Below are 12964 nucleotides of genomic sequence, written 5' to 3' on the forward strand. Positions count from 1 at the left end.
GCGCCATACATACGCCGCTGTTCGACGATCTGTACGCACGGGAGTCTAGGCCCTGCTAAAGAGACCGTAAGCAGGTCGTCACGGGTCGGCATGCGGGGGGGGGTGCCCCTATGGGTTTCGTCAAGCTGGTGGGGCGGGCTGGGGTTCGTAGAAGGTGCCGTCGCGGAGCATCGCGAAGAGATAGCCGACGGAATCCCCACCAGCGACCTTGCTCCAACCTCAGCCGGAAACGGACATCGCCTTACGAACCGTCCACTAAGAACGCGGTCCAGAAACGCGGTCCAGATAGGGAGGGCTCTCGAAGCGCTCCTGCGTTCGGGAACCGCCCGTCTTGAGATTGACCTGAACAAGGTGACTTACCTCAGCAGCGATGGCGCAACGGTGTTCTTCATGGCGCTGCGCGCCGCCGGGCGCACGGCACGCGCGTAATCGTCACACACGCACCGGTCCCAAGCCCGGGCCACCCTCGAAGGACTGGGGCTGCTCCGCGTCTTCGAGGTGCACGAAGGGGATAGGTCAAGTTGCTCGTCATGCAAGGGCGAGTAGCTGCTGACCCTTTGCAATCAAGCGACCTCAACACTTCCCGAATCCGGCATGAACAGGTGCTGATGCGGCCGCCTGACGTGTTCGAGGAGACGTACTGCAACAAGGCGGGGGAGCCGAATGGCAGCGAGTGGCGGGGGCAGTGGGCTCTTCTCGATGGCCTGGGGAATATGGGCAACCGGCTTCGGCTGGATCATCGCGTCGGACTTCCGAGGCGCAGCCCACCGGTTCTATGAGCTGTCACAGCGGTCTGTGCCGTTCAGCGCGAGGAGGGCACCACTCGTCGGCGTCGGCTTCCTCAGAATCCTGGCCGGTGTGTTCGCCCTCATCGGGCCTGCCGTCCTCGTCGGCGGGCTGCTCGAACTGGTTCGAGGCGAGGGAGCTTCCGACCGGCTGCCACAGTTGCCCGTACCGCTCGCGGCGACGGTGGTCCTCGTCGGCGCCTTCGGGCTGTGGACGGCGTGGCGGCCTTCCGGGCTGCTTCGCCGGGAGTGGGCTGAGGGCGCCGACCTCCAGCGCGCCGCCGTTGCCGTAGTCACCGCGGCGCTCGTCGGCTTCCCGGCCACGTTGGCACTCGGCCACCAGACGGCGATGCTGGCCAGTTGGCTGGGCGGAGGGCTCGCGGGTCTGGTTCTCCTGCTGAGCGGCCGTTTCATCTTCGCCGAGCAAGTCCAGGCCGAGGGCTTCGCCCGTCTGCCCGGCCTACGCGACCTCGTGCTCGACCCTGCCGGGACCACCCTGCGCGGACAGCTCACTGGCGAACTCGACGCGCTAGTCAAGGCCGCCGCCCGGCACCACGTCACCGCGCTGCGTGTGACCGAACCCGCCCTGGACGACCTCTTCCACGCCTACTACACGGACGCCGAGGCCGCGCCGTGTCCGACCGCCGCCGTCTGATCGGCCACCCGTCGCTCACCTCACCTTCGCCGAAGAAGTCAACTCGCCATGCCTGCCACTGTGTTCACCATGCCCCTCCACGACAACCGCCCTCCCTCATCGGCTGGACGGCCGGCACCACCCTGGTCGCCGCCATGTACGCGAGCTTCTACCGTTCCTGGGGACTGAGCGGGAGTAATCCCAATCAGCCGCACGCCCCGAACGGTCTTGGACGCTCCCCCAGACTTCGTCCGGGGGCCCCAGGTCCCCGGCGTGCATAGGCGGCGAGCCGCTGAAGCACGGCATCCAGTGGGCCACGCCGGCATCCTCGTCGTAGCGTCCACGGTGCTGGTAGCCGCGGGGGCGTACCGCTTCAACCACCGTGACCTCAACGCCTGACGAACGGACAGGTCTGCGGAGTCCTTGCGCACAAATGCCCGATACCCTCGGTGATCACCGGCCTTGATCAGGCCGGTGATCACATGGGGAGAGGGGAACCGTCATGGCGCGTAAGCCGGTTCGCGCAGCGGTCGGGGACATCTGGATCAGCTGTCAGGTCTGCAGGAGCGATCTGTTCCGGGAACGGGGCGTGCTGCTGAACAGCGTCGGCCTGGAGTTCATGAAGATGGCGTGGGCGGACGAGACGGCAACCGGCCTGATCTGCTGGCGGTGCGGATTCGTCCACCTCTTCGTGAACAAGGACATCAAGCTGTACCGCGCGGACAAGTGACAGCCGTTCCGACGGCCATGGGCTCCCCATCTGCTGGTCGCTCTGCGGCCCGTTGCCGGGGCTGCCTGGCTGACTCACTCAGTGTGGGGGACCGGTGTGGCCAGGTCCTCCGGTGCCGGGGTGCCGGGGTGCCGGGGTGGGCGGTCGCTGTCGGCAGCGTGTCCGGGACGTCCTCCGGGTCTGGACGAACATGCAGGATCAGCTCACGGCCCGGCCGCTGTCCAGCTCGGCCGGATCGCTTCAGGCGAGCGCGACGGGCGCCCTCGCCGCGGCCTGTGCGGTCTCGGTCGTACTGGGTGGCGGTCAGGCCGTTCACTCCCTTCTGGACCGGCGGCGTCTGCGGCAGTGGGACAAAGCCCGGGCAGAGGCTGACGCTCGGTGGGGCGGAAAGACCGTGTGATCGCGGCCCGCTGTCGGCGCCCAGCGCAAACTCGCGGAGAGCGGTAGCTCAGCGATGCTGACCAGACCGGCGACAACCGGCTCGGGATCATGACACGATGCTTGGATGGTGCGGCTCTCCGCCTGCGGTGGAAGGGCGGGGGCCGGTCCTGGAGCGCCGGGAAGTCTGGTCGGCACAGTGCCTGAACGCGACGAGGGAGCAGGCTGTGTCCGCGATCCAGAGCGCTCTGCGCCGTGCGATGAGTGTCGAAGGGGTACTGGGCGCCGCGATCGTCGACTACGTCAGTCGCATGCCGCTCGGCACCATCGGCAACCCGGCAGGTCTCGACCTTGAGGAAGCCGCTCAGAGAGACACCGATGTCGTACGCGTGAACCTCTCCGCGCTCGCTCAGCTGGGGTACGAGCCCAGGCGGGTGGAGGACATACTGATCACTCTGGACACCGAGTACCACCTTCTGCGTCCCCTCGCTCGCAGGGCACACGACGGGCTGTTCATCTACCTGGTCCTGGACCGCGACCTGGCGGATCTGGACACGGCCCGCAAAGAACTCCTACGGATCGAGGAGCTGCTGTGAGGGCGACACCAGGTATGGGCCTGGACGAACACCCGACGCAGATCGCCGAGTTGGCGGACGGACCGGTCGAGTACCGCTTCGATCGGCGCGGGCCGGACACGGTCGTCGTCTTCCACGGCGGGCACATGCGGGCCGGACTTTCGCTCGGCGAGGAGGTGTTCGCCGACGCCGGCTGCTCGGTGCTTGTGCCGTCCCGTCCGGGGTACGGCCGCACCCCGGTCTCGACCGGCGGCTCGGCGGGCGGATTCGCCGACGTCACCGCCGCGCTCTGCTCGCAGCTCGGTATCGCCAGCGTCGCAGCGGTAGTTGGTGTCTCGGCCGGAGGACCCACAGCGGTGGCCATGGCAGCGCGGTATCCCGCCCTGGTGGACAGGATGATCCTGCAGAGCGCCGTCGGGCCTCTGCCCTGGCCGGACCGCCGTACGCGCATGGCTGCCCGTGTCGCCTTCACGGCCCGGACGGAGCCCCTCTTGTGGGCTGTGGTGCGCACACTGATGCGTCACGCGCCCGAGGTCGGCCTGCGCATGCTGCTGCGGGACCTGACGGTGCTTCCTTCGCGGAAAGCCGTGTCGGGTCTTGGGGCGGAGGACCGGGCAAGGCTGATCGCGCTCTTCTCCCGAATGCGGTCGGGCCACGGTTTCCTCCGCGATCTCAAAGCCCTGGAAACCACCGCGGAGTTGACCCGTCATGCGGGCCAGGTTTCCCAGCCCAGTCTCGTGATCGCGACCTGCCAGGACGGTGCCGTACCGTTCGCGCATGCCCGGGCACTTGTCGCAGCCCTCCGACAAACCGAGCTGATCGAAAGCTGGGCGGGCGGACACTTCATCTGGTTCGGCCAGGACTGGCCGACCATCGCCGACCGCATCCGCGACTTCCTGCTGGCGGACCTGTACTTGATGCCGCGAGGGGAGCTGTAACGGACGGCCGCTGACCGGCACCAGGCGGTCGCCCCGACCATGCCGACTCTGCCGTGGCCTGCCCTACGGCCGTCCAGGAACGGGTCCGCGAGATTCCAGTCGAACGCCCGTGCCGATCTTGCTGGAGATCCCGCACCTGCCTACTGTTCAGAACGCGGAGAGGGAAACAACGGCGGCGGTCCCGCTCGCTGACGCGGGACGTGCTGTCGCCAAGCGGGGGTGAAGCGTGTCCGACAACAGCCGTCGTCTTGCTGTGCTGTCTGCCCTCCCGTTCGCCATGATGGCCGCCGTCACCGCGGTCGACCTCGCCGCGAGCCCAGGGGTTGGATTCCTTCCGCTGCTGTCGCTGGGCCCGGCATTCGCCAGTCTGGTCGGTGGCTGACGGCGCACCCTGTGCATCGGCGCCATCGCGCTGCTGCTCTGTGTCGCACTCGGCCTCTACAACGACATGCTCGCGGCACGCCGCGGATACATGACCATCGCCTCCGTCGTCGGCGTGACGACGGCCGGCATCGTCGCCGTGGTGATGCGTCAGCAACGCGAGATGGAGTTGGCCAACGTGCGTTCCATCGCCGAAGCAGCGCAGCGCGTTCTCCTCAAGCCCGTGCCGCGCAAGGCCGGCCCACTACGGGCCGCCGTGTCCTACACGTCGGCCGTCGCCGAGGCCCGCATCGGCGGCGATCTGTACGAGATGGTCGCCTCACCCCACGGCGTGCGTGTGATCGTCGGCGACGTGCAGGGCAAGGGGCTCGAAGCGGTGGAGACGGCGGCCGTGGTCCTGGGAGCCTTTCGGGAATCGCCGCCGGAGGAACCTGATCTGTCCGAGATGGGGCAGAGGCTGGAGCGGGCCGTGAACCGTCAGCTGGACGGGGAGAAGTTCGTGACCGCAACCCTCGCGGGAGTAACCACCGACGGGGTGACGTTCCTCAACTACGGTCATCCAGCGCCGATGGTGACTCGCGCCGACGGCTCCGTGACCTTTCCCGAACCGCCCGCCTATGCTCTCCCGCTCGGTCTCGCCGCCCACAACACGGCCGCCCCCCAGCCCTTCCGGACCGGCTTCTCCGCTGGAGACCAGCTACTGCTCTACACCGACGGTGTCACCGAGGCCCGCGACGCCGCCGGACGCTTCTGTCCTCTCGACGAACGCGCCCATGTACTGAAGGAGCATGACCCCGAAGCCGCGCTGGAGCGGCTGCGGCAGGATCTGGTGCAGCATGTGAAGGGCCCACTCCACGACGACGCGGCCATGCTCCTGCTTCGCTACCGCTGAGGGCGGTGAAGAACAAGGTCAAGTTGTGCTTCACGTGGACCAACGCGTCCTGGGCGAACCCAAGGTGCCATGGGCGGCGGCCGATCCCAGGATCACCGCCGCGGTCTTCGGTCTCCACTGGCCCGATGCCCTGGCCGAGACGGCGAAGCAGATCGCCATCCCGATCGAATTCATGCTCCAGCGGGACGATGAGCACATCCCGCGCCAGTCCGGTCTGGCGCTGTTCGACGCCTCGCCTCGAAGGAGGAGACGCTGCACGCCAACGCGGGCACGCACAAGGACCTGCCCAGGTCCCAGGCCGCAGCACTGCGGTGTTGGTCAGGGGTTTTCGGCGGCTAGCGGTTTTCAACGACGGTCATGAGCTTGTCGCGTTGTTCTTCGTCCGCGAGTGCGATCAGTCTGTTCTCGACATGCAGTGGCAGGTCTTTGACACCAAGTTCGACGCCGGACTTGTGCGAGTGGTCGATGAAGGTCAGCAACGCCTTGGCCCCGGACATGTCGATGTAGTCGACGTGCTTCAGGTTCAGCGACAGGTTCGACCGGTTGTTGCGGAGGGTGGTGAAGACACGGTCGATGGACAGGAACGACAGCGGTCCCTCGATGTGGTAGGTCCCGGTACCGTCGTGGACGATCGAGGCTTTGTGCCGGCGCGATTTCACGGCGTGCACGATGAGTGCCAGGACGACGCCGACGGCGACCGCCACGGTCAGGTCGACGACGACGGTGATGATCATCGTCGCGAACATCACGGCGACGTCACCTCGCGGAGAGACGTGCGCTTTGCGCAGGCTCTCCCAGTCGAACATGCCGAACGCGGTCAGAATCAAGATCCCCGACAGCACCGCCAGCGGAATGTACTGAACGACAGCCCCAAGTCCGACCACGAGAGCGAGGAGGATGACGCTGTGCGTGGCCGCCGACAGTGCGGTGCGGCCGCCGCTTCTGACATTGATCACGGACCTGACGGTCGCGCCGGCGCTGGCCAGGCCGCCGAACAGTCCGCTGGCCGCGTTGCCGAGTCCCTGGCCGATCAGCTCCTTGTTGCTGTGATGCCGGTTGCCGGTGATGTTGTCCATGACGACCGAGGTCAGCAGCGAATCGATCGAGCCCAGCAGTGCGATGCTGAGCGCGGGCAGGACGAGGGTGAGGATCAACGACCCGCTGAACTCGGGAAGGGTGATCGAAGGGATCGACTCCGGGATCTTTCCTATGTAGTCGATCGCCGTGTTGAGCGAGACCGGTCCGACGCGCACGTCCTGCAACAGCGAGTCCACGAGCCGCAAAGCCACGGTCATGACCACGAGCGCGATCAGACTCGCTGGAATCGACTTGATCACCCGTGTGGATACGAGCATGAGCACGATCGTCCCCGCGACCACCAGGAAACTCTTCTGCACCTGGTCCAGTTCGCCCAGGATGATGATCAGTGCGATCCCGCCCATGAAACCCGACACCACTGGGTGGGGTATGTAGCGGATGAGGGATCCGAGCCTGCACAGCCCGAACAGGATCTGGAACGCGCCGGCCATGATGAACGCGAGGAATGCGGCCTCGAGTCCATGCGTGGCGATGACTCCGGTGGCGACGACGGTGATGGGGCCTGTGGGGCCGGTCACTTGGGCGGGAGTCCCGCCGAACAGTGCCGCGAAGAACCCGGCGAAGATCGCGCCGTACAGTCCGATGAGCGCGCCCTCGGAGGTGCCGGTCGCGGTGATGCCGAAGGCGATCGCCAATGGCAACGCCACGATCGCGACAGTCAGGCCGGAGAGAGTCTCTTTGGCGACGCGCTGGAACATCGGCCCCCACTTCGGTCGACAGCATGCTGGCCTCGGCCCACGGCGGACCGAGCTGCCGACCAGGCTTCCCGGCACTCCGCGAGTAAAGATGCCGTATAGAACGCGTCAAGGCAAGATCAAAGATCGCCATGTGGGTCTGCTAGCGCGCCACCAGTGCGTCGGCGCCCTCTGTTGAGCTTCGTTGCGCGATCAGCGGCCCCGAGGACATGCATCGGGTCCCGGCTGCGGATGCGCTGCCCTGACGCTGTTCAGCGGTTCCAGCATGCTGGTCTGCGGTGATCCTGGTTGGCGAAGGTTCTGTGCATTTCGGACGCGCTGAAGCGGCCTCGGGAAACGGTGTGAACGGGCCTCTGGGGTGCGGTTGTTGTCGCGATCGGGGCCTCGGCATGATGGACGTCGCATGTCGTGAATCGCCGCTACCATCGCCTCTCCGTGATGGGGCTCAGCCGGGATCCATGTCGCGATATAGCGCTAGCCTTCTGTGCGCGTCGCTGCCTGCGTCGCGCGGAGACGTTCGACGGGACCGGGATGGGAAGGCATGTCGGGAGAGATTTCGCCCACCGGGAAGCACTCCGGCCCCAGCTCGTCGCCCGGGCTGCGAGCCTCTCATGCCGACCGGGACCGGGTGGTGGATGTGCTGCGTATCGCGGCGGGGGACGGCCTGCTGACCGCGGACGAGTTGGACGAGCGCCTGGAAGCTGCCCTGTCGGCGCGGACTGTCAGCGAACTGACCGCGCTCACCGCCGACCTGCCGCCCGTATCGGCTACGGCTGGCGCGACTGTGCCAGAGGTCAAGGACGTGGTTCGGATCGAACAGGTCCACAGCGGCGCGGTCGAGCGCGTGGGGCGCTGGGTGGTACCGCGGAGGCTGGAGCTCGCGGTGACGTACTGCGAGGTGACACTTGACTTCACTGACGCAGTGATCACGCACGACACCCTGCGGATCGACGTGGCCATGACGGGGAAGACCCTGACGCTGGTCACGAGGCCGGGCATCGTGGTCGATACGGATGGTCTGCAGCTGGTACACAGCAGGGTCAAGTACCGTCAGACTCCGACGAACCCTGATACGCCGGTCACTCTGCGAGTGGAGCTGGTCGGTCAAAAGGTCTACGGCCGCGTGGTGGTGCGGCCCAGGCGTCGGACGCTCGGACAGTGGCTGCTGCGCAGGCCAACGTCTCGTTCTGCAGGCGCTTGACTCCATCGTTGTGAACTGGCGGCGGGGCTGGCCGCTGAGGTCTCCTGTGGTCAGCGCGGACCTGGCAGCCGCACGCTCCCTCGTCAAACCGGACGGCCGGGTGATCGCGGTGTTCCAGCCGTCCGACCTGGCCCGGCTGGAGGCATTCGACGTCGACCTCGGGAAGGCGCTGGCCAGCTGCGACGAGGCCGTGCTGACGGGCAGCCCCCACTGCGTCACCTGGGCGGCGCTGGAGAGGTTGTCTGCCCGGGTCAACAACGCCGGCGGCAGCGCGAGGCACATCGCGCCGGACCGGTCCGAGACCGTCGGCGACAGACCGCTGGTCGCGCCCGCCGTCGTCCACGACGATTGCGGGGACGCCGACGGGATGGGTGACGAGGGCCGCGGTGGCCCCCTTGTTGACGGCGGCCTCAGCATAAGTGTGGCCGTCTGCCTGCTCGCCCTTGAGGGCGAGGAACAGCGATCCGGGGATGGCTTCGCGGGAGTCGAACACTGCTTCGCGGGAGTCGAACACTGCGGGTTCGGTGATCTGGACCTCGAGGTCGAGGACGTCGGCGAGACGGCCGCCGATGACGCTGACGATCGTGGTCACAGACATGGGGTGCAACGTGGTTCTCCCCGGTCAGGTGGATGGTTGCGACGCTCCCGGGCGGGAGGCGGCCGTCAGGGCAGTCCTGCGCCGTACGGTGCTGCGAGGGTCGAGTGAGAGGCACCGGCCGCCGAAGAATGCGCCGAAGCGGTCCAGAGGCATGGTGGGCGCAAGGGCCTCGGGGGTGTGTCCGCTCGGGTTGCGGAGGATGATCTGCCCGTCTCGGCGGCCGATGGCCAGAACGAGGTGCCCGCCACGTCGCTCCGGGGCGATGTCCGGGCGGCGGATCTCCTTGGAGACCGAGACCATCACCATCCGGCCGGCGCCCAGGAGGTCGACGAGACCGTCCAGGTCGAGTTCCCCGTGCACTTCGCCGGGAAGCCGGTGTGTGTCCGCCACGTACTCGACGAACGGCGCATAGATCAGGCCCTTGATCGTGCCGTCATCCTGCTTGACGTACGCGCCGTAACGGCAGGCGCCGTTGAGGAGCTCGAACATGCTCGGCGCGTGGCCGTCACGGTGCAGGAGCACCATGCGCAGGCAGGTGATGCCGCACATGTGCCGGCACCAGCGCGCGTATATCTTCTGGGTCGGCGCACCGGCCGCGGCCACCACCAGTCGGGTGTCGGTGTCCACGATGACCTGCACGTTCGCCGAGAACCTGTAACTACGCGAGGACGCGCCCACGCTCCGGTCGCGGACCGGGACCAGGGTGCCGTCCACGATCCACAGCCGATCGGGATCATCGTCTGGACGGTCGACAGGCTCGAGCGCAAGCAGCGGCCCCAGCCGTTGGATGATCCGGCACACGGCGGAGGAGGAGACGCCGAACAGAGGGCCGAGCTGCCGCATGGTGAGGTTGGTGCGGTAGTACACCGCGACCACCAGCACTCGCTCGGTCAGCGGCAGCGACCACGGCCGGCCTCGCAGGGTGCCGTTGCCGCCGCGCTCCCGCACTACCTTTAAGAGACGCTGAAACTGCGTCACTCGCAGCCAGCGCACCCAGGCTGATCTGCGTCGTCGGCGACCGACGCGTCCATGCCTTCGGCCCGGTGCGGCACCACCGATCCACCACCGCGCTCCGCGCCGGCTCCGCGACAACACAAGACGGCTCGGCCAGCACCTCGGCCACCGTTGCTCGGGCATCCACCAGCCGCTGAAGCGCAGCTTCCGCCTCGTCGAGCGCAGCCCGCAACCGCGCCACCTCCTCCTGGGCCTTCTTCTCCCGAGCCTCCAGCAGACCGAGCACCGAGGGCACCAGCCACCTCCACGAGCGACGCGAGCGGACCAACCACGCCCATCTCTGGACGGCCACCGTGTCGCCGGAGTGACAGGAACCGTCGGGGGAGCAGCAGGAGCCGGTGTTCTATACCCCCTAGGGGTATCTTCATGTTCGTCGAGTCTATACCCCACGTCGGATGCGCATACCGGCCGCGAGGTCGAGGACCTGACCTTCGAGGTGAGCAAGCACGGCAAGCCGGTGACCGACCTCCAGCCCTACCTCGGCGCCTACGGGCACCTGGTGGCCCTGCGCGCCGGAGACCTCGCCTACCTGCACGTCCACCCCAACGACGAAGCCGGGACGAAGCCCAGGCCGACCATCTCCTTCACCGCCACCGCCACCCCCACCGCCACCGCCACCGCGCGCACGCCTACCGCCTCTTCCTCGACTTCCAGCACGGCGGCACAGTGCACACCGCGAGTTTCACCGTTCCGGCGGGCCTCGGAACCGCCCCCGAAGGCGATGACCACGAGGCGGACAGCCGCTCGGCGGAGCACCACCACGGGTGACGCGACGTCGGTGGCTACGCCACGGCCGACCGGCACGCACAGGGACGGCCGGAGTCTCCGCCGCGCGCCGAGACTTCGGCCGTCCCGCTCGTCCTACTCGCCCTTCGGCGGGATCAGCCACATCGAGACGAGTGCGGAGACCGCGGCGACGCCCATGGCCACGAGGAACGCGTCGTCGAAGCCGGACGCCGAGCTGCTGCCGGCGATGCTCGCGGCGGCGGCACTGGAAACGGCTGCGGCCCCGGCCGCAGCGCCGAACTCGTGGAAGGTGCTGACGACTCCGGAGGTCACGCCTGCTTCGTGCGGGGCGACGCTGCTCAGCGCCGTGGCCGAGGCGACCACGAACAGGGCGCCCAGTCCGGCCGAGGAGACGCTGACCCCGGCGACCATGGCGACGGTGCCGGCCCAGAACACCGGCATGAGGAAGCCGGCGGCCGCGATCACCAGCGCCACCGCGGCCATGGCCCGGGCTCCCAGACGGCCGATCAGGCGGCCGGCGACGGTGGCGCAGGCCATGGTCAGCAGCGCCACGGGCAGGAACAGCAGACCGGCCGCCAGGGCGCCGTGGTTCTCCTGGTTCTGGAGGTAGAAGGAGCCGAGGAAGAAGACGGCCACCATCAGGGCCGTGGTCACGGTGATCACGAAGGTGCCCGCCACCACTGGGCGGCGGCCGACCAGTCCGAGGTCCATCAGGGGCGCCGACGCCCGGCGCTGCCACGCCGCGAAAGCCGCGTAGAGCACGACGGAGACGGCGAGCAGGGCGAGGGAGACGCCGTTGAGCCAGCCGTGGTCACCGGCTCGGATCAGGGCGTAGATCAGGGCGCCGGTCGCCGCAGCGACCAGGGCCGCGCCGGGCACGTCAAGGGAGCCGGAGGCCACCTTGGGGAGGTCCGGCAGGATCCGGATGAGCGCGACGAGGATGACCAGGCCGACGGGGACGTTGATGAAGAACACCCAGGTCCAGCCCGGCCCGGCCGTGATGACCCCGCCCAGCAGCACGCCGAGGGCGGCGCCCCCGCCGCCGAGCGCCGACCAGACCCCGAGCGCCCGGTTGCGCTCGTCGCCGTCGAAGAGCCGCACCACCACGGACAGGGCCGCGGGCGACAGCATCGCCGCGCCGACGCCTTGGGCGACTCGGGAGGTGAGCAGCATGGGCGCACTGGTCGCGAGTCCGGCCGTGAGGGAGGCCACGGTGAAGACCGTGAGCCCGGCCAGGGCCACCCCCTTGGCGCCGAACAGGTCGGTCGCCCGGCCGCCGAGCAGCATCAGGCTGCCGAAGGTGAGTGCGTATCCGCTGACCACCCAGGTCACGGCGGCGCGGCCCAGATCCAGGTCGGCCTCCATATGGGGGAGCGCAATGGCGACCACGGTGAGGTCGAGGATCAGCATGAGCTGGGCCAGCCCCAGCAGGCCCAGGGCGAGCCAGCGGAGAGGGTGGGGCGCTCCCGGTGCGTATGTGTCTGCGGTTCTCGTCTCGCTCATGACTGTCAACCCCTCAGTAAACCGAACAGTGATGTTCAGGTTAGCGCATACAGAGAGCTAACCCAAACAGCAGTGTTCGTGTTAATGAAGTAGTGTGGGTGGCATGAGCACGAGAAGCACCGCCAAACGCGCGGACGCCCTCCGGAGCATCGACGCGATCGTCCAGGCCGCCACCGAATGCCTGGGTCACAACCCGGACGCGAGCCTCAGTGAGATCGCCTCTGCCGCGGGCGTGGGCCGGGTGACGTTGTACTCCCACTTCGCCTCGCGCGCCGAGGTCGTCGACGCCGCGCTGACCCGGGCCATCGACCAGGGCAACGCGGCGCTGGACGCCGTCGACCTGACCGGCGATCCGCAGCTGGCCCTCGCGCGCCTCGTCGACGAGAGCTGGCACCTGGTGGACCAGGCGCGCGCCCTGCTCGTCGCCGCCCAGCGGGAACTCCCCCCGGGCCGCATCCGCGAGCTGCACAACGGCCCGGCCGCCCGGGTCGAGACCCTGATCACCCGCGGTCGCGCCGAAGGCGCCTTCCGGACCGACCTGCCGATCCCGTGGCTCATCACCGTCCTGCACTCGATCATGAAGGGCGCGGCCGACGAGGTCCGCACCGGCAACCTCACCCCCGACCGCGCCGCCGCCCACATCACCGCCACGGTGCTCGCCGCCTTCACACCGCCGGGGAAGCAGGTCCCGGAGCCCGACGGGGAGAGGTGAGGCCGCCGGCCGTGACGTATCCACCGACGGCCACGCCCCGGCCGTCGAGAACCCGGAGCACCCGGTTGAAAGAAAGCGCCGAC

General features: G+C 68.2%; 9 protein-coding genes and 4 pseudogenes. 9 read left to right on the forward strand and 4 right to left on the reverse strand.

The window, feature by feature from the left end:
* Positions 1 to 663: 663 nt before the first annotated feature.
* The 6 genes and pseudogenes from CES90_RS33730 to CES90_RS52105 form a co-directional block, all read left to right on the forward strand.
* Positions 664 to 1440 (forward strand): hypothetical protein, encoded by a 777-nt coding sequence (locus CES90_RS33730; protein WP_189787337.1) that lies wholly within the window; start codon positions 664 to 666, stop codon positions 1438 to 1440.
* 568 nt (positions 1441 to 2008) lie between these two features.
* A complete protein-coding gene (locus tag CES90_RS50195) occupies positions 2009 to 2149 on the forward strand; it encodes a hypothetical protein (RefSeq protein WP_229914341.1) in 141 nt (46 codons plus the stop codon).
* 605 nt (positions 2150 to 2754) lie between these two features.
* On the forward strand, positions 2755 to 3123 hold the full coding sequence (locus tag CES90_RS33740) for a hypothetical protein (protein WP_189787339.1): 369 nt from the start codon (positions 2755 to 2757) through the stop codon (positions 3121 to 3123).
* Positions 3120 to 4040 carry an alpha/beta fold hydrolase gene (locus CES90_RS33745; protein WP_229914342.1) on the forward strand — a complete coding sequence of 307 codons (921 nt, stop codon included), beginning with the start codon at positions 3120 to 3122 and terminating at the stop codon, positions 4038 to 4040. The genes CES90_RS33740 and CES90_RS33745 overlap by 4 nt, the downstream gene beginning before the upstream one ends.
* 277 nt (positions 4041 to 4317) lie before the next feature.
* Positions 4318 to 5313, forward strand: a pseudogene (locus CES90_RS33750) (PP2C family protein-serine/threonine phosphatase).
* Positions 5314 to 5377: 64 nt separating this feature from the next.
* Positions 5378 to 5652, forward strand: a pseudogene (locus CES90_RS52105) (alpha/beta hydrolase); the annotation flags it as partial.
* On the opposite strand, the gene CES90_RS33755 reads toward CES90_RS52105, so the two are convergent.
* Entirely contained in the window at positions 5649 to 7109 is a 1461-nt protein-coding gene (locus CES90_RS33755) for a SulP family inorganic anion transporter (protein WP_189787340.1), read from the reverse strand. The pseudogene CES90_RS52105 and the gene CES90_RS33755 sit on opposite strands and share 4 nt — an antisense overlap.
* 538 nt (positions 7110 to 7647) lie before the next feature.
* On the opposite strand from CES90_RS33755, the gene CES90_RS33760 reads away from it, so the two are divergent.
* On the forward strand, positions 7648 to 8307 hold the full coding sequence (locus tag CES90_RS33760) for a DUF1707 SHOCT-like domain-containing protein (protein ID WP_189787379.1): 660 nt from the start codon (positions 7648 to 7650) through the stop codon (positions 8305 to 8307).
* A gap of 421 nt (positions 8308 to 8728) precedes the next feature.
* On the opposite strand, the pseudogene CES90_RS50205 reads toward CES90_RS33760, so the two are convergent.
* Both CES90_RS50205 and CES90_RS52110 read right to left on the reverse strand, forming a co-directional pair.
* Positions 8729 to 8905: pseudogene (locus CES90_RS50205) on the reverse strand (hypothetical protein); the annotation flags it as partial.
* Between the two features lie 24 nt (positions 8906 to 8929).
* Positions 8930 to 9898: a transposase family protein gene (locus CES90_RS52110; RefSeq protein ID WP_373313584.1), complete on the reverse strand. Its 969-nt coding sequence runs from the start codon at positions 9896 to 9898 to the stop codon at positions 8930 to 8932.
* Positions 9899 to 10337: 439 nt separating this feature from the next.
* On the opposite strand from CES90_RS52110, the pseudogene CES90_RS50210 reads away from it, so the two are divergent.
* Positions 10338 to 10687 (forward strand): annotated as a pseudogene (locus CES90_RS50210) (hypothetical protein); the annotation flags it as partial.
* 93 nt (positions 10688 to 10780) lie between these two features.
* Here the strand turns inward: CES90_RS50210 and CES90_RS33785 are convergent.
* Complete coding sequence (locus CES90_RS33785; RefSeq protein WP_189787343.1) at positions 10781 to 12169, reverse strand: MFS transporter; 1389 nt, start codon at positions 12167 to 12169, stop codon at positions 10781 to 10783.
* Between the two features lie 103 nt (positions 12170 to 12272).
* Here CES90_RS33785 and CES90_RS33790 point away from each other — a divergent pair, with 103 nt between their 5' ends.
* Positions 12273 to 12881: a TetR/AcrR family transcriptional regulator gene (locus tag CES90_RS33790; RefSeq protein WP_189787344.1), complete on the forward strand. Its 609-nt coding sequence runs from the start codon at positions 12273 to 12275 to the stop codon at positions 12879 to 12881.
* The last annotated feature ends 83 nt before the right edge of the window (positions 12882 to 12964 follow it).

This window comes from Streptomyces capitiformicae, from assembly GCF_002214185.1.
Taxonomy (GTDB): Bacteria; Actinomycetota; Actinomycetes; order Streptomycetales; family Streptomycetaceae; genus Streptomyces; species Streptomyces capitiformicae.